Source organism: Paenibacillus hemerocallicola (assembly GCF_006265175.1).
Classification (GTDB): Bacteria; Bacillota; Bacilli; order Paenibacillales; family NBRC-103111; genus Paenibacillus_AB; species Paenibacillus_AB hemerocallicola.
Window position 1 is genome coordinate 113,790 of sequence record NZ_VDCQ01000019.1, and the last position, 16,838, is coordinate 130,627.

Genomic DNA, 16,838 nt, shown 5'->3' on the forward strand with positions numbered 1-16,838 from the left:
GCGGTAGCGGATGAAGGCAGAGGTAGAATCGGATAACAAAAAGGATACTACAGGTCATGGACGTTACAATCGGACATGCTATACACTATCAATGATAACAAGAATCATTATCATATAAAAGGGAGAGAAACAACAATGACTCGGCATTTCAAATCTTTTCCGGCAGCGCTGCCGCTGCTGTTGCTGGCTATGGTGCTTGCTTTATCGGCATGCGGAGGCGCCGCCTCGTCGACGACATCCCCCGGCAGTACGGGCGGCAGTCAGCCCGCGGCGCAACCCCCGACGGGAGGGCAGGGCAAACAGCCGGAGGCGGGCGTTCCCTATACGGTCAAGCATGTCATGGGCGAGACTGCGATCAAAGAAACTCCGAAGAGAGTCGTAGTGCTTGTCAACGACGCCGTAGAAGCGGCGCTAACGCTCGGATTCAAGCCGGTAGGCATGGTCAAAGCATGGGGCACGGAGCCGATGTACGCGCATCTGAAAGACCAACTGACCGGCGTACAAATCGTGGGCGACGAAAATCAGCCCAACCTCGAGGCGATCGCGGCGCTGAAGCCGGACCTCATTATCGGCAACAAGCTGCGTCAGGAGAAAATATACGGTCAGTTGTCCAGCATCGCTCCTACCGTATTCTCCGAACGGACGAATTCCGATACGTTCATCAACTTCAAGGTGTATGCGGAAGCGCTGAACAAAAAAGCCGACGGAGAGAAAAAACTTGCCGAGTTCGACAAGCGGGCCGAAGATTTGAAGAAACAGCTCGGCGATAAAATCAATACGAAAGTATCGCTTGTCCGGTTTTATTTGGGAGACAAAGTCCGCATCTATTATAATGACACATTTCCCGGCGGAATTCTTAAGAAAGTGGGGCTGAAGCGTCCGGCCGTTCAGGATAAAGATACATTCGCCGACATTATCGGCAAAGAGCGCATCCCGGATGCCGACGGCGATATCGTCTTCTACTTCACCTTGCTGGACGATAAAGGCGAAACGACGAAAACGGAAAATATGTGGCTGCAGGACACGCTGTGGAAAAACTTGGACGCAGTCAAGAAAGGAAGGGCGTTCAAGGTCGACGACGGCATATGGAATTCGTCCGGCGGGATAATTTCGGCGAACCTGATGCTGGACGATCTGGCGAAATATTTGCTCAAGTAAATTCGCGAGACGAAAGCCGCGAAAGCCCGCAGCCCGGATCGCGGTGGTCCGGGAGCGGCTTGAACGATGGAGAGGGTCACGGCATATGATCATTCAAAAGCACATATGGAAATCGGCGCTTTTTCCGCTCTGCCTGCTTCTGCTCGCGGGGCTTTTTCTGGCAAGCAACGTGTACGGTTACGCCGATACGACCTGGCGGACATTCATCGGTGCCTATATCCAGTTCGACGGCTCGAACGAGCACGTGATCATACGCGAAGTAAGAATGCCGAGGGCAGTGGTCGCAACTATGGTCGGCGCCGCTCTGGCCGTGTCTGGGGCGATTATGCAGGCATTGACCCGAAACCCTATGGCTTCTCCCGGCGTTCTCGGCGTCAATGCGGGCGCGGGCTTTTTTGTCGTAGCGGGGGTCTCCCTCTTGTCCGTCTCCGGACAGAGCCAACTGATCTGGTTTGCTTTGGCGGGTGCCGCGGCTGCTGCCGTATCCGTTTATCTGGTAGGCTCCGTCGGCCGCGAAGGAATGACCCCGCTGAAGCTGACACTCGCCGGAGCGACGATGGCGGCTTTGTTTACCTCGTTCTCGTCCGCTCTGCTTATCGCCGACGAGAAAACTTTGGACCATGTATTTTTCTGGCTGATCGGCTCCGTGGAAGGACGGAAGCTGGAGCAAGTCGTACCGGTGCTGCCCTTCTTCTTCGTCGGCTTCGTTTTCGCCTGCGGGCTGGGCGGAGCGCTGAACGTCATTTCCGTCGGCGAGGATGTCGCCAAAGGTGTGGGGCAGAATACGTTTCGCGTTAAGCTCGCTTCCTTGCTGACCGTGGTGCTTCTGGCTGGAGGGGCCGTATCCGTGGCCGGGCCGATCGGCTTCGTCGGGCTGGTCATTCCCCACATCGTCCGAGGATTGGTCGGAATCGATCATCGCTGGGTGCTGCCATACAGCGCCGTGCTGGGTGCCGTTTTGTTGGTCGCGGCCGATATTGCCGCCAGATTTATCGTTTTCCCGAGAGAAGTTCCGGTAGGGGTGCTGACGGCCATTATCGGCGCCCCCTTCTTCATCTATATGGCCCGCAAGGAGATGACGAAATCGACATGAACCGGTATTGGACGATCCGGGCAAAGCCTCTCAGGCTATCGTTTCTGTTCGAGAAGAAGGCGATCGGGGTCATTCTGGCTCTTCTGGCGCTGCTTCTCGTTCTCGCCATTGTAAGCATAGGATTCGGGACGATGTCCATGTCGCCGCTCCGTACGATTCAAGTGTTGCTGGCCGGGCCCCGCGGCGAGGCGATGGAAACGACCGTTATTTGGAATTTTCGCATGCCCCGTCTGCTGGTGGCCGTGCTGGCCGGAATGGCGTTGGCGTTGGCCGGGACGATTCTGCAAGCCGTCGTCCGCAACCCGCTCGCCTCCCCCGACGTAATCGGCATAACGAGCGGTGCGGCGATGATGGCGGTGTTATACCTGGCTATTTTTCAAGTGAAGACAAGCGTCTTGTGGATGCCGTTATTCGCTTTTGCCGGGGCTGCGGCCGTTGCCGTATTTATTTATGTCGCGGCGTGGAAGAAGGGCGTCTCGCCGATGAGGATGATTCTCGTCGGACTCGGAGTGACCGCACTCCTGGAAGCGTTCAAGACGCTGTTCCTCATCTTCAGCCCGATCATTGTCGCCAGCCAGGCGAAAATATGGATCACGGGCACGGTGTACGGGGCGAACTGGAGCACGGTGCGTTATTTCGCGCCATGGCTGCTCGTCCTGCTGCCCGTATTGGCCGTACTCGTCCGGAGGATGGACGTGCAGGTGCTCGGCAATGATTTGCCGATCGCGCTTGGCGGCCGAATGCAGCTGCAGCGGTTCGCGCTCATCTTTACCGCCGCCGGACTGGCGGGCTCGGCCGTAGCGTTCGTCGGCGGCATCGGGTTTATCGGGCTGATGGCGCCGCATATGTCCCGCCGCTTGGTCGGAGGCTCCCACGGCGTGTTGATGGTCTGCTCGGCCATTGTGGGCGCGGTACTGCTTGTGGCGGCCGATTTGGTCGGACGTACGGTATTTGCTCCGCGGGACGTGCCGGCTGGCGTGTTTACCGCTTTGCTCGGAGCGCCGTTTTTTCTGTACATGCTCGTGAAGGTGAAGAAGAAGCAGGCCTAGTCGGAGGCGGGGGAGGGGATGGAGGCGCGATGGATGCGTTGGACACGAGGGACACGAGGGATGCAAGGGACACAAGGGATGCAGGAGATATGAGGGAAACAAGCGCATTGTCCGCGCGCGCGCTGTCGCTTGGTTACGGAGACACCACCATTATCGATCAGCTGGACTTGCAAATCCCGCATGGTAAAATCACGATCTTCATCGGAAGCAACGGCTGTGGAAAATCGACACTGCTCCGTTCGTTCGCGCGCTTGTTGAAGCCGGCGCGGGGCGATATCGTCTTGAACGGACGCAGCATTGCGCAACAGTCCACGAAGGAAGTCGCCAAACAGATGGCCGTTCTGCCGCAGGGCCCGCCGCTTCCCGAAGGTTTGACCGTCCTGCAGCTGGTGAAGCTGGGCCGATACCCGTATCAAAGCATGTTCCGGCAATGGTCGGAAGAAGACGAGCGAAGCGTGATGAAAGCTTTAAAAGCGACGCATCTCGAGAGCATGACGGGCAGACCCGTCGATTCGCTCTCGGGCGGGCAGCGGCAGCGGGCCTGGATCGCGATGACGCTGGCGCAGGATACCGACCTGCTGCTGCTCGACGAGCCGACCACCTATCTCGATTTGGCCCATCAAGTGGAAATATTGGACTTGCTCTACGATTTGAACATGCAGGAGGGCCGTACGATCGTCATGGTGCTGCACGACCTGAACTTGGCGTGCCGGTACGCGCACCACATGATCGCCGTGCACGACATGGGAGTCCATTCGCAAGGCTTGCCCGAGGACATGATGACGAAGGAGATGATCCGGGACGTATTCGGCATGGAATGCGAAATCGGCGCCGATCCGTTGTTCGGGACTCCCGTCTGCGTGCCCCACGGCAAAGGGCGGATCCTTGCTCCTCGGATCGGGAGCAAGACGGCAGACAGCAGCCGGGAGCCGCACGGAGCCATCAGCTGAATGAGGAGCGATGGGGGGAGCAACCCGACCGGTAACAATACGAGGATCTCCGCTTCAACAGAAACGGCATTCACTTCTTGACATATCCCGGAACCCTTAGGGTCGGCGCTATACAACAAAGCCGGTGTCCATGACTCGTTGCAGCGGTTGTGGTATGATCGTTATGGATAATATGTGCAGGTACAATACAACTTCTGGACGCGAGGAGGCATTGAGGATGGATGCATTGACGCCGAACCCGGCGCTGTACAACGTTCCGTTCCGAACGACCGAATTCAACGGGATGCCCTATAGAAGACTTGGGCAGACAGGACTGCAAGTTTCGAATATCGGGCTAGGCACTTGGAAAGTCGGGCTTCCGGAGACGGGAGACGGTTCCCGTGTCGGGGAGTCGGACGCTTTCGCGATATTCGACAAGGCTCTGGAGCTGGGAGTCACGTTCTGGGACACGGCGAACCGGTACAATCTCGGCTCCGGCAATTCCGAACGGGTCATCGGGAGATGGTTTGCGGCGAACGCGGCCCACCGGCGCGATATCCTGCTGGCGACGAAGCTGTTCGGCGGTATGGACGGAACGACCCCGAATCATGGCGGCCTGTCCCGCTCCAATATACTCGACTCGGTAGAAGCGAGCTTAACCAGACTGCAGACCGATTGGATCGACGTATTGTATTTCCATGGCTTTGACCCGCATTCGCCTGCAGAGGAGAGTTTGGCTGCCGTCGAGGATTTGATCAGAGCCGGGAAAGTGCGCTATTTCGCCGTTTCCAACTTTACGGTCGACCAGTTGGAGCTGTACCGCCGGATAGCCGACGAAGCTTCAATCTCGGTCCGATGCAGGATCGCCGCGGTGCAGAACCAGTTCGACGTCCTGTACGGCGAACAGTCCGAGCGGGTAGGCGTACTCGGGCATGCGGCCGACAACGGCATCTCGTTCGTGCCGTGGAGTCCGCTTGCGCGGGGCCTGTTGACGGACCGGTATTTGGACGCGGCGAAGGTAGGGCCGGGAGACCGGCGGTACGATGAAGGAGATTGGCAAATCGATGCGGACACGTCGCGGAAGCTGAGCCGTTTGGCCGAGCTCGGACGCGAGTGGGGCGTTGAGCTCAGTCAGCTTGTGATGGCGTATATGTTGACGCTGCCCGGCATGGGGCCGCTTATTCCGTCCTCCTCGACGATCAAGCAGCTGGAATCGAATGCGGCGGCAGGCAAGCTCGCCCTCGATCCGGCACAGCTCGAACGGGTGCGCGAAGCGTTGGACGGCGGCCACGACCGGGCTTGAGACGGAGCGCTCCGAAAAGGGGGGCAGCCATTGTGCTGCTTAGCCTTAGCCGGCATAGTGCGAAGCTGTTGCATATGTTCATTTGCGCATCCAAGTTATCCATAGGTTTGCCGTAACCTCTTTAACTTGCAGCGGAAATGGCAGTTATACAAGAAAATGCTAGCTAACGCTCGTCGAGCTGCTTGAGTCGGATAAGTAGCGGAGCTGAAGTACGTTATTTACTTCCATCTAGGCGGCGCGAGCAGAATAACGGAGCGGCTTTCCGCTATTTTGCCTATATAGGGCTTTGATTCCCAAAACGTACGGTTTAACGGAACATCGTTCTTTTATTTCCATGAACTATCTGGAAACACAGGCAATAGAGGAAAAGTGTTCCGCTATTCCGCATCGCGCTTCCCGGGCGGAAAAAAGCGTCCGCGGCGGCCAATTATCATCGCAGCGCACGCACCCTGCGTTCCCTGCCGTCGATTATTTCAAACGCGCGCCTTCCACGGCGCGCGTTTGCGTTGCCGCATAACCATAACGGCTGCGAAACGGCACACGACGGTGTAAAGCGACAACTACGCATGGAGTTCATTGCATCTCGGTACCCTACCTTTATTTTCTTGGAAGAGTATTAAAAGATGGGATATCGATCGTAAAAAATGAAACGCACGATTCCGACGCAGACGCTATGATAAGACGTATGATGGACTAAAACTGTCATAACGAGAGGGGAACGACTATGAGTCGGAAAATCAGGCTTGGCATTATCGGGGCAGGCAATATCGGAGCGGTTCATGCGACGGAGTTCAGCAAGCTGCCGGAGCGTTGCGAAATCGCCGCAATCTCTGACGTATCCAAACCGCTGGCGGAATCGCGAGCCAAGCAATTCGGCATACCGGCCGTGGAGGAGAGCGCGGAAACGCTGCTCGCTCGCGGCGACATCGACGCCGTCGTCATCGGCGTGCCGAATAAATTCCATGCCGATTATGCGATAGCCGCGCTGGAAGCGGGCAAGCACGTGCTGCTCGAGAAGCCGATGGGGCTTGACGCCGAGCATGCGAAGCGGATCGTCCGGGCGCAGCGCGCCACGGGCAATATCTTGATGGTATCGCATCAGATGAGATGGGATTGGCTGCCGATGCAGGTGAAGAACCAGGTGGAGAAGGGCGAGCTCGGCCGCATTTATTCGGCCAAAACCGGCTGGTATCGCCGCAAAGGCATTCCGGGCTGGGGCACTTGGTTTACGCGCAAGGACATGTCGGGCGGAGGCCCGCTTATCGATATCGGCGTGCATATGCTCGATCTGGCGTTTCACCTGATGGGCGATCCGAAGCCGGTGTCCGTCTCCGGCGCGGTGTACGCCGAATTCGGGCCGAAGAAGAAAGGGATCGGCAGCTGGGGGACTCCGGACTGGAACGGCGTGTGGGACGTGGAAGACTTGAGCACCGCGCTGATCCGCTTGGAGGACGGCAGCACGCTGACGCTGGAAGTGAGCTGGGCGGTTCATATGGATACGGACAGCAAGCCGTTTGTCCATCTGATGGGCTCGGAAGGCGGCGCTTCGCTGCGCGGGGGCGAAGGCAAGTTTTTGACCGAGGGGTTCGACCAAGCGATGGAGGTTCCGCTGAAGGCGCCGGCCGGCGACGCCGGGGCTCGCAACCGCATGAGCAACCATTTCCTCGACTGCGTCCGGGATGGACAACAGCCGCTGACATCGGCGCTGACCGGACTGACCAACAATTTGATCATCGACGCGATCTACGAATCGTCGCGCACGGGCGGCGAAGTGAAGCTGGACTGGGACGGTTTGCGTTAATTATATCCGAAGGGAGATAGAGGTTCATGCTGAAAGGATTGACTAGAGCGGGGCTCGGTAACGTCGGCGACATCGAACAGTTCATCGCTCTCGCTTCGTGCCACGGTTTTCAATCGGTAGATATCGATCTTGCCGGGCTCGCTGAAGGTCGTGGAGTGGAAGGAGCCGCCGAGCTGCTCCGGTCGCATGGCATCGTACCGGGTGCGATCGGGCTGCCGGTGCAGTGGCGGACGACGGACGACGAGTTCCGCAAAGGGTTGCCGGTTCTGCTGAAAAATGCGGATTTGGCCCGGCAGCTTGGTTGTACCGCATGCACGACCTACATTTTGCCGTCGACCGACGAGCCTGCAGCCGCCTTCATGGCTTCGGCGATTCGCCGGCTTCGCTTGTGCGCCCAAATGCTGGGCGCGTACGGCATCCGGCTCGGCCTGGAGTTCGTCGGCCCGCACCATTTGCGGACGCGCTGGAAGCATCCGTTCATCTGGACGATGGCCGACACGCTGGATATGATCGAGGCGATCGGCGAGCCGAATGTCGGCCTGCTGCTCGACTGCTATCATTGGTATACGAACGGACTCGGCACCGGCGATATCGCCAAGCTGCGCGCCGACCAAATCGTCCACGTGCATTTGAACGACGCTCCCGCCGTTCCGGTGGAGGAAGCGCTCGACAACGGCAGACTTATTACCGGCGAAGGAGTCATCGATTTGACCGGCTTCCTGAAGGCGCTGAAGCAGACCGGCTATGCCGGCGTTTTGGCCCAAGAGGTGCTCACTCAGCAGCCGCCTCAAGAGCCTGCGGAAGAGCTCGTTCGAAGAACGGCCGTACAGTATGACCGTTTATTTGCGGAAGCGGGGATCGGCGGCTGAGCGATCGGGGCTTGCTATGGAACGAACGATAGGTTGATCCGGCCTTCCGGCAGTGCTTGCGAGGGTACTTTTTAGAAGACTTTCGGGGTTTAGGTTTAACTCGGGGGCTCCCCCAAAAGTATTTGGATTAGGCTTCGAAGGCCCGCTCCACTTTTGGGGGTTAAGTATGGGGGCTCCCCCAAAAGTATTTGGATTAGGCTTCGAAGGCCTGCTCCACTTTTGGGGGTTAAATATGAGGGTCACTTTCGGGTGAAACACGACTTCAGACGATTTACGACAGCTTCGAGGGCCGATTCGGCTCGCCCGACAGTTTGCGGTAATCGTTCGGAGTCGTGCTTTTTTGTTCGCGGAAAATGCGCGAAAACGTATTGTAAGAGCCGTAACCGGCCTCCATGGCGATGTCGGATATTTTCATGTCGGTCGACGTGAGCAGTCCGCAGGCGTGGCGAAGCCGTACGTCGTGCACATGCTGCAGGAACGTCCGTCCCGCTTTTTTCTTGAACAGCGCGCTCAAGTAAGCCGGACTGATGCGGAAATGGCTTGCGACGGCGTTCAGCGTCAGGTCTTCTTTGAAGTGGTGCTGAATATAACGGATAATGTCCAAATACAGGCTTCTGGTTGCAACGATTTCATCGGTCTTGGCGTTCTCCGCTATCGCCTGCTTCCGGTTCCGGTCGAAGACGATCAGGATGTCGATCAGCATCACCTTCATTTTCAGCCGTTTCCAGCTTTCGCTTCCGCGTGATTCTTCATACAACGCATCGAACGAGCGCCTCATATCCGCCTCGAGAGCCCCCTCGAAGCAGTGGTAAGAGACGAGCGAAGAGTCGGTTTGCACGAGCAGCTGCTGCAGCTCGGCTTTGCTTTCCAACTCGGCGAACAGTCCGTGGCTGAATCGAATATTATATAGGGTAAGCGTACACCCGGGATTCGTGTACAACTGATGAATTTGATATGGCTGAATGAACGACAGCGTCCCCGGCTTCATCGGATGCTCGACCCCGTTGATCGTCTCCGAGCCTTCCCCTTCGATGACGTACGATATTTCCAAATAGTCGTGGCGATGGGCACGATAGCCGCTTTTCAGCCGATTGACCGAAAAATGGAGGGGGAAAGCCGTATTCATATTCGGATAATGCTCGATATACTCGGGAAGGTAGGACACGAAAAAATACCTCTTTCTCTCGGGCGGTTCGCGGCCGTTTCAATTCACGTTTCGCGAAAACGCACGTATGCATAGTAGGGAAGCCGGATCGTATCATTCAAAAGACAAGCTTGCGGACTGGTAACGGGTTACGGATACCCCAATTATAAGTTGTTAAGGTCCGTTTGCGTGAAAATTCCGAAAAAAAGATTGCCGACGGCGCAATTGCTGGTAAAATGAAAAAGAGACATCGAATAGACACCGATTGGACACCGAAACGACACAAATTTCAGTTGGCGCACACCCGGTAATGAAAACGCACTTCGCCAATCGCCGCACTTATCCCGAAAGGAGCAACGTCAATGGTATCCTTACCGAAAATGAACGAGCTCGGATTTTTCGAGATTCGCCTCGAATCGATCGGCGGCCTCGGCGCCAATTTGGCCGGCAAAATGCTGGCGGAAGCGGGCGTCATGGGGGTCGGCCTGAACGGAGTCAGCTTCTCCTCGTACGGTTCCGAGAAGAAAGGCTCTCCGGTAAAAGCGCATATCCGCTTTTGCGGTCCGGATACGAATATCCGCGATACGTCGCCGGTCGAACGGCCTCACGTGGTCGGCATCTTCCACGAGTCCCTTTCGAAGACGGTTAACGTAATCAGCGGCATTTACGAGGACAGCCTCGTGCTGGTCAACTCCACCCGGACGACCGCCGAGCTGAAGGAGAAGATGAAGCTCAAAGGCGGAACGATCGCGGTCGTCGACGCCATCGGAATCGCCCTCGAAGAGAAAAACCGGGTAAACATGGCAATGCTCGGCGCGTTGTTCCGGTTGTGCGACTTTCTGGACGCGGAGTTCATGAAGGGTGTCATTCGCAAATCGCTGGAGAAGAAATACCCGCAAGCGGTTCAGCCGGCGATCCGGACGTTTGAAAGGGGTTACAACGAGGTCAGGTTCGAGACGTTCGAGCTGCCGGCAGGCGAGACGATGCCCGCGTTCGTTCGCCAGGATACCCCGATACTCGGCTATGAGACGCAGCCGCAGGGCGGCGTCATCACGAACCCCGGCAACAGCATTTTGAAAGACTTGAGCATTTCCCGCGCCGGCATGATGCCCCAATTCGACGATGACAAATGCATTCACTGCGCCGCATGCGACAACGTATGCCCGGACTTCTGCTTCGTCTGGGACGAACTGCCGGACAAGAAGGGCCGACCGCAAATGTTTTTGCAGGGCATCGATTACCAGTACTGCAAGGGCTGTCTGAAGTGCGTCGTCGCCTGTCCGACCGAAGCGCTGTCCAAATCGCGCGACGATGATGAATACGCCGAGAAGCATCGGGTGCCGCACCGGTTCGACCGGGCGATCGTGTAACGTCCCCTAAACCAATCGAAAGGGTGATAGGAGTACATGGCAATTGACATCAAGCGCGAAGAGCAGCAAGTTGGAAAAGTCGAGCAGCGCGTCGTATACGAATCCGGCAACGAAATGGCCGCCTATGCGGCGCACCAGATCAATTATCACATCATGGGGTACTTCCCGATTTCCCCGTCGACGGAAGTCGCCCAGTTTCTGGACTTGATGAAAGCTAACGGCCAGCACGACGTAGTGCTCATTCCGGCCGACGGCGAGCACGGCTCGGCGGGGGTATGCTACGGCGCTTCCGCGGCGGGGGGACGTGTATTCAACGCGACGAGCGCGAACGGGTATTTGTACATGATCGAGCAGATGCCGGTGCAGTCGGGTACGCGCTTTCCCATGGTCATGAATCTAGTCTGCCGCTCCGTCTCCGGACCGCTGGATATTCACGGAGACCATTCGGATTTGTACTATGCGCTGAACACCGGGTGGCCGATTCTGATGTGCCGCGATCCCCAGGCGGTGTACGATATGAACATTATGGCGCTCAAGCTGGCCGAGGACGCCGAAGTCCGGCTGCCGGTGCTTGTCGCGTCGGACGGCTATTTCACGTCTCACCAGAAGCGCCGAGTCATGACGTTCGCCAACCGCGAGGACGTGCATCAGTTTATCGGCGCGCTGCCGGCCAGAGGTTACCCGGACGTACTCGACCGGAACAATCCGATTACCGTCGGACCGTACATGAACGAGCCGGACTATATCAACAACTGCTACCAGCAGTCGATGGCGATGTACAATGCCGAGCACGTATACGACCGCATTCGCAAAGAGTATGCGGACCTGACCGGCCGCGACTATCCGATCCTCGACCTGTACCGGATGGAAGACGCCGAAGTCGCCGTATTCCTGATGAACTCCGCTACGGAAATTATCAAGGACGTCGTCGACCAGCTGCGCGCCCAAGGCATCAAGGCGGGTTCGATCGCGCCGAATATGATTCGGCCTTTCCCGCAGAAGCAAATCGCCGAAGCGCTCAAAAACGTCAAGGCGGTCACGGTCGGGGACCGCGCCGACTCTTACGGCGGACACGGCGGCAACATGGTGAACGAGATCAAGGCGGCCTTGTTCACGCAAGGCAATCGCGATACGCTCGTCGTCAGCCGCATCTACGGCTTGGGCGGCAAAGACTTTTATGCCGAGGACGGGCATAATTTGTTCAAGTTCGCGATTCAAGCGGCCGAGAAAGGGTACGTCGAGAAGCCTTTCGACTACTACGGCCATACGCCGGGCGATCCTGCGAAAGCTCCGAAGCGGGTATTGAACCCGATGAAATACGAGGATTTGAAAACGGGGCTGATCACGGTTACGCCGGACGCCGCGACGGGCAAGCTGAACGTGCGCATCCCTCCGCTCAGATCGCTCACGAAGAAGCCGAAGCGGATCGCGCCGGGTCACGGGGCTTGTCCGGGCTGCGGCATTTTCTCCGGGCTGGAGCTGTTCTTCAAGGGCATCGAAGGCGACATCGTCGCACTGTTCCACACCGGCTGCGCGATGGTCGTCACGACGGGCTATCCGTATTCCGCCCATAAAGCGACGTATATCCACAATTTGTTCCAGAACGGGGCCGCGACGCTGTCCGGCGTCGTCGAAATGTTCTGGGAGCGCAAGCGCAGAGGCGAGCTCGATTATTTGAACTTGCCGGACGACTTCACGTTCGTCATGATTACGGGCGACGGCGGGATGGACATCGGTATGGGCCCAGCGATCGGCGCCGCGCTGCGCAACCATAAAATGGTCATTCTCGAGTATGACAACGAGGGGTATATGAACACCGGAGCCCAGCTCTCGTATTCGACCCCGATCGGCCACCGCACCTCTACGTCCAACGTTGGCAAGAAGCAGGCCGGCAAGCTGTTCCATCATAAGGATACGGCGCAAATTATGGCCGCGACGAACATTCCGTACGTGTTCACCGGCTCCGAGTCGTACCCGCAGGACCTTGTCAAGAAGGCGGCCAAAGCGCAATGGTACGCGCAGAACGAAGGGCTCGTCTATGGCAAAATATTGATTACGTGCCCGCTCAACTGGCTGTCGGAAGACCAGGAGGGGACCAACATCATCGATGCCGCCGTCAGCTCCAATTTCTTCCCGCTGTACGAGGTGGAGAACGGCATCACGAGCATCACCTACAATCCGGAGGAGAAGAACAAGAAGGTTTCCGTAGCGGATTGGCTCGGCTCGATGGGCAAGACGAAGCACATGACGAAGCCGGAAAACGCCGAATCGCTCGCTTCGTTCGAGCAAGAGGTCGAGCGGCGTTGGAATCGTCTGAAGGCGAAGCACGAAAATCCTTATTTATAGTCGGAATAAGCATCGAAGCGGTACGTCACTTTTTGGGGTGTAAGTTATGCCATATGTGCTGAAGCATGGTGCAAGCTCGGAATTGTTCGCCTGCGGGCTCGTCAACCGTTACGAGCTTCCGTACTACGGCGTCAAGGATTGGGACGAGGAATCGGCCGCGCTGGGCGAACGGGAATCGTTTCTTGCCGCCCGGGGAGTCGGCGATCCGGAAGCCTGGAACGTTGTCGAGCTGGAAGAAATGAAGCTGAAGATGGCGAACGTGAAGCTGAAAAACGATCCGGCCAACCGTCTGTTCCTGGACGACAGCGGAGCGTTTCGCATCGAGAAAAAGCAATAGCGGAATAGGACGTTCAAGCGGCACCCGGCCACAGGCGAGGGACCGCTTGTTGTTCGTTAACGCGGCGCGATTTCATTCGCCCGCCTCCGCCATGGCGAGCAAGTCGTCGATGATCCGACGGCGGCCCGGAGGCGTCCAGCTCATGCGGAACCAGTTCGGGATGAAACAGACTTTATGTTCGCGCACCGCTTTGATCGCGTTCCACGTGTCTGTGCCCTGCATAACTCGGTAAACGCGGTCGCACCCAGCGCGAATATGGTTTTTGTGGATGAAGAGTCGGTCGGCTTCGAGAGCGGGCAGCCACTCGGGAGGGAACTCCTGTCTAAAATGATTGCTGGGGATATTGCTTCCCGGCTTCAAGCCCAGGCCGTTGTAGCACAGCTCGTTCAGCGGATGATGGGCAGTCCCCTGAATGCGGGTCAATCTGTGGTTGACCTGCATAATAATAATCGTCTCTCTGCCCATCGAGGGCCCCAGCATGGCGCGGGCTTCGCGCTCACGCAGCTCCATCGTGCCGATCGTCCGTTTCGCCTCCTCCTCGCGGCCGACCAGCTCGGCGATTCGAATATGATTTACCCGCCAGTCGGGGTCGTTTTTCAAAATAACGACCGGAGCGATTTGCTTAAGCTGCGCCTCGTACGGAGCGTGGAAATAGTCGCCGACAATCAGCTCGGGCAAGGCACGACGGAGCGTATCCAACTGATCCGTAACAAGCCGACCGTGCTCTTCGTCGTCCATTCCCGGATACCGGAAGCAATTGACCGCCGCAACCTCCTCGCAACCGACGGAATGAAGATTATGTTCCAAAGCCAGACACGAGGCGACGGCTATCCGGAGCCGGTCCCGCTTCATATAGAGGGAAGGGGAGACGCCGACCGTCTGCTTGAATATGCGGCTGAAATAAAATTCGTTCTCGAAGCCGACGGACGCCGATATGTCCTTGACCCGGCAATCGGGATGGGACAAAAGCATCTTCGCCCCGGCGACGCGAAGGTTGGTCAAGTACTCGACCGGCGGTATTCCCATCGTCTTGGCAAACGCTCTGGAATAAGAGCTTGGAGTAAAGCCAGCCAACTCGGCGAGCGTATTCAGACTGATTTTCTCGCGATACCGCTCCTCCATGTACTTGACGGTCCGTTCGATATCGGGGCCCGTCTCCTTGGCTTGTTCACGCTCCGACGTTTGCTGCACGATGTAGTTCAACAGCTCCTGAAGACGCATATGTTGAATCGAACGGCCCGATGCGGTTTGTCCCAACGAACGGCTCTCCTCGTGCAGCCTCTCGAATCGTTTCAGCATTGGCCGGCTTTCGCGGATCAGAAGCCTTCCGGGCACGAGAAAAGGGGGCAGCTGCAAAGAGGAAGCGGCCGGCGGCTCGCTTTCCGTTCGTCCGGGTATGACGATCGTGTTCAGCAGAACGAGGTAATAGTCGAGATTCGGCGAAGCCAGCTCCGCTTGTACGGTCATGCCGGGGACGAAATAAAACAGACTGCCCGGGTCGAAACGGTAAACGGCTCCGTCCAGCAGCAGCTTTCCCTCTCCCTGCTTGACGTAGCAGAGCATCGGCAGTCCGACGGTTCGCCGCGGCATAGAGGCCGGACCCGTACGTTTGCGCCGGCGGACGGAAGCGAGCAAAAACAGCGCGACATCCCGCCCTTTAACCGATGGTGGCTTCATTTTCATACGCAAGCTCCCCTGCAACGGAAGCGACCCGCTTCATATGCGAAGCGAGTGCGATTCCTAGTTCTGCTTATTTTTTGGCCGTCAAATCTTTCTTGATCTGATCGAGAATCATCGATCGACCTTTCGGACCCCAGCTCATGGCAAGCCAGTTGTCTACATTGTACACGTTGCCCTGCTTCACGGCGCTGATGTTTTTCCAGACGTTGCTGTCCTGGACGTTCTTCACGACCTGCTCGATCGTGCTGAACCGGTTGCGCTGCATAAAAATATGGTCAGGGTTGAACGTGCTCATCCCTTCGAGCGACACCTCGACGCGGTTCTCCGCCGGTATTCCTTTTGCCGGCGCCAGGCCGAGGTCCTTGTACAGCAAATCGTTCAAGGCGTGGCCGGTCGCTCCTTGAATCCGGATCGTCTTCTCGTTGATAACGGTGACCATCACCGACTGCTGGCCGATCGCTTTTTGTACCTCACTTTTGATTTCAGCCAGCTTTTTATCGTAATCCTGTAAGTTTTTTTCGGCTTCCTTCGTTTTGCCGACGATTTCGGCGAGCTGCATATGCGTGACGCGCCAGTCCGCGTTGAATGCGACCTGGACCGTAGGAGCGATTTTGCTCAACTGATCGTAGAATTTCTCGTTTTGCCCGCTAATGATGATCAAATCGGGCTTCCATTCCGACAGCTGCTCCAGATTCGGAGCTTGCCCGTCCATGCCGTGAACGCCCTGCAGCTCATCGGCGATATGCGGATAAAACTTTTTCTCCGACCAGGCGAATGTAGAGCCGATGTAAGGCTTGACGCCCATGGCGAGCATATTGTCCTCGAAGGCGTTGTCGTTAATGAGCGCGATCTTCTGCGGCGAAGCCGGCACCTTCGTTTCCCCTTTGGCATGCTTGATCGTGCGGGGTTCCTCTTTGACGGCCGGGGCCGGGTTGGACGAAGAACCCGTTGATCCGCTAGTTTTGCTATCCCCGCCTCCGCCCCCGCAGCCGGCCAGCACGGCGACGAGCAGCACGGCTGCGATGCAGAGTGAAAGCTTGATGCATTTGAACATGATTGGACCCTCCTGATGATAATGAGAATTATTATCAATTAAATTATAGGCGAGGCTCCGGGAGTCGTCCATATCTTATTTTGTCCGATTCGACTTACAAAAAAAACTATGACAGCATGGTCCTGCATACAACCTGGAGAGCTCTTGATGAAGCGGGTGCAACGTATTGTCGTAAATAGAGGAACGATATTCCGTTATTGTCCCAAATTCCGGTACATGCTTGAAGATAACGGAACAGATTTCCGCTAAACTCGATCTTTCGGAGTGAAAAGGGCAGGGAACAGCGGAATAGCGGAGCGGTTTTCCCTTATTTTGCAATCAACATCGAACTTCGGGACGATAGCATACTCCAGTTCCGCTATTTGATGGACTCCCCGTCCCGCCAGTGCCGGCAAAGGCAGCCGGCCTTCGCCGATTATGTGGCATATGCGCTTTTATACGCAAATTATGATGTCGAACCAAAAAAAGGAACCCGCCAGGCAACGGGCCGCGGGTTCTAAAATCTATATATCAAAAAGGGGGTCGAGTTCTATAATACATGGATAACATTAATGCGAGATGAAAAAAACATTACAAGCAAATTACATTTGGACATGTCGGCAATTGGCGGGACTATTGGTTGCGGGCGAAGAAGTGGACGATTTGTCCGGGAAACGGTTATCGAGGCATAAGGAAGTTGATGCGGTTGGAAGCGGCTGGTAGGGG

General features: G+C 56.8%; 13 protein-coding genes. 10 read left to right on the plus strand and 3 right to left on the minus strand.

Translation table 11 applies throughout. The features are described 5' to 3' along the window. Positions 1 to 135: 135 nt before the first annotated feature. From FE784_RS15560 to FE784_RS15590, 7 genes are all read left to right on the plus strand, one after another. Positions 136 to 1,158 (plus strand): ABC transporter substrate-binding protein, encoded by a 1,023-nt coding sequence (locus tag FE784_RS15560; protein ID WP_139603127.1) that lies wholly within the window; start codon positions 136 to 138, stop codon positions 1,156 to 1,158. Between the two features lie 85 nt (positions 1,159 to 1,243). Further along, a complete protein-coding gene (locus FE784_RS15565; RefSeq protein WP_139603128.1) occupies positions 1,244 to 2,251 on the plus strand; it encodes a FecCD family ABC transporter permease in 1,008 nt (335 codons plus the stop codon). Then, on the plus strand, positions 2,248 to 3,300 hold the full coding sequence (locus FE784_RS15570; protein WP_139603129.1) for a FecCD family ABC transporter permease: 1,053 nt from the start codon (positions 2,248 to 2,250) through the stop codon (positions 3,298 to 3,300). The genes FE784_RS15565 and FE784_RS15570 overlap by 4 nt, the downstream gene beginning before the upstream one ends. An 89-nt stretch (positions 3,301 to 3,389) precedes the next feature. Then, positions 3,390 to 4,250 carry an ABC transporter ATP-binding protein gene (locus tag FE784_RS15575; protein ID WP_139603130.1) on the plus strand — a complete coding sequence of 287 codons (861 nt, stop codon included), beginning with the start codon at positions 3,390 to 3,392 and terminating at the stop codon, positions 4,248 to 4,250. Between the two features lie 217 nt (positions 4,251 to 4,467). Beyond that, a complete protein-coding gene (locus FE784_RS15580) occupies positions 4,468 to 5,532 on the plus strand; it encodes an aldo/keto reductase (protein WP_139603131.1) in 1,065 nt (354 codons plus the stop codon). A gap of 724 nt (positions 5,533 to 6,256) precedes the next feature. Next, positions 6,257 to 7,333, plus strand: coding sequence for a Gfo/Idh/MocA family protein (locus tag FE784_RS15585; RefSeq protein WP_139603132.1), 1,077 nt, complete (start codon positions 6,257 to 6,259; stop codon positions 7,331 to 7,333). A gap of 26 nt (positions 7,334 to 7,359) precedes the next feature. Further along, positions 7,360 to 8,202 carry a sugar phosphate isomerase/epimerase family protein gene (locus tag FE784_RS15590; RefSeq protein ID WP_139603133.1) on the plus strand — a complete coding sequence of 281 codons (843 nt, stop codon included), beginning with the start codon at positions 7,360 to 7,362 and terminating at the stop codon, positions 8,200 to 8,202. A gap of 271 nt (positions 8,203 to 8,473) precedes the next feature. Here the strand turns inward: FE784_RS15590 and FE784_RS15595 are convergent, their stop codons facing one another. Beyond that, positions 8,474 to 9,367 (minus strand): AraC family transcriptional regulator, encoded by an 894-nt coding sequence (locus FE784_RS15595; RefSeq protein WP_139603134.1) that lies wholly within the window; start codon positions 9,365 to 9,367, stop codon positions 8,474 to 8,476. Positions 9,368 to 9,708: 341 nt separating this feature from the next. On the opposite strand from FE784_RS15595, the gene FE784_RS15600 reads away from it, so the two are divergent. From FE784_RS15600 to FE784_RS15610, 3 genes are read left to right on the plus strand one after another with little or no spacing between them, the layout of a single operon-like run. Further along, entirely contained in the window at positions 9,709 to 10,716 is a 1,008-nt protein-coding gene (locus tag FE784_RS15600; protein WP_139603135.1) for a 2-oxoacid:acceptor oxidoreductase family protein, read from the plus strand. A 36-nt stretch (positions 10,717 to 10,752) separates the two neighbouring features. After that, on the plus strand, positions 10,753 to 13,062 hold the full coding sequence (locus FE784_RS15605) for a thiamine pyrophosphate-dependent enzyme (RefSeq protein ID WP_139603136.1): 2,310 nt from the start codon (positions 10,753 to 10,755) through the stop codon (positions 13,060 to 13,062). Between the two features lie 46 nt (positions 13,063 to 13,108). After that, positions 13,109 to 13,399, plus strand: a complete 291-nt coding sequence (locus FE784_RS15610; RefSeq protein WP_139603137.1) for a hypothetical protein — start codon at positions 13,109 to 13,111, stop codon at positions 13,397 to 13,399. A 72-nt stretch (positions 13,400 to 13,471) separates the two neighbouring features. Here the strand turns inward: FE784_RS15610 and FE784_RS15615 are convergent, their stop codons facing one another. Together FE784_RS15615 and FE784_RS15620 are read right to left on the minus strand one after the other, a co-directional pair. Further along, positions 13,472 to 15,082, minus strand: a complete 1,611-nt coding sequence (locus FE784_RS15615) for a helix-turn-helix domain-containing protein (RefSeq protein WP_139603138.1) — start codon at positions 15,080 to 15,082, stop codon at positions 13,472 to 13,474. Positions 15,083 to 15,149: 67 nt separating this feature from the next. Further along, entirely contained in the window at positions 15,150 to 16,133 is a 984-nt protein-coding gene (locus FE784_RS15620; RefSeq protein WP_176706253.1) for an ABC transporter substrate-binding protein, read from the minus strand. Between the last annotated feature and the right edge of the window lie 705 nt (positions 16,134 to 16,838).

Coding starts and splice junctions, on each gene's coding strand:
- FE784_RS15560 (WP_139603127.1), top strand. CDS start 136: ATGACTCGGCATTTCAAATCTTTTCCGGCAGCGCTGCCGCTGCTGTTG.
- FE784_RS15565 (WP_139603128.1), top strand. CDS start 1,244: ATGATCATTCAAAAGCACATATGGAAATCGGCGCTTTTTCCGCTCTGC.
- FE784_RS15570 (WP_139603129.1), top strand. CDS start 2,248: ATGAACCGGTATTGGACGATCCGGGCAAAGCCTCTCAGGCTATCGTTT.
- FE784_RS15575 (WP_139603130.1), top strand. CDS start 3,390: ATGAGGGAAACAAGCGCATTGTCCGCGCGCGCGCTGTCGCTTGGTTAC.
- FE784_RS15580 (WP_139603131.1), top strand. CDS start 4,468: ATGGATGCATTGACGCCGAACCCGGCGCTGTACAACGTTCCGTTCCGA.
- FE784_RS15585 (WP_139603132.1), top strand. CDS start 6,257: ATGAGTCGGAAAATCAGGCTTGGCATTATCGGGGCAGGCAATATCGGA.
- FE784_RS15590 (WP_139603133.1), top strand. CDS start 7,360: ATGCTGAAAGGATTGACTAGAGCGGGGCTCGGTAACGTCGGCGACATC.
- FE784_RS15600 (WP_139603135.1), top strand. CDS start 9,709: ATGGTATCCTTACCGAAAATGAACGAGCTCGGATTTTTCGAGATTCGC.
- FE784_RS15605 (WP_139603136.1), top strand. CDS start 10,753: ATGGCAATTGACATCAAGCGCGAAGAGCAGCAAGTTGGAAAAGTCGAG.
- FE784_RS15610 (WP_139603137.1), top strand. CDS start 13,109: ATGCCATATGTGCTGAAGCATGGTGCAAGCTCGGAATTGTTCGCCTGC.
- FE784_RS15615 (WP_139603138.1), bottom strand. CDS start 15,082: ATGAAAATGAAGCCACCATCGGTTAAAGGGCGGGATGTCGCGCTGTTT.
- FE784_RS15620 (WP_176706253.1), bottom strand. CDS start 16,133: ATGTTCAAATGCATCAAGCTTTCACTCTGCATCGCAGCCGTGCTGCTC.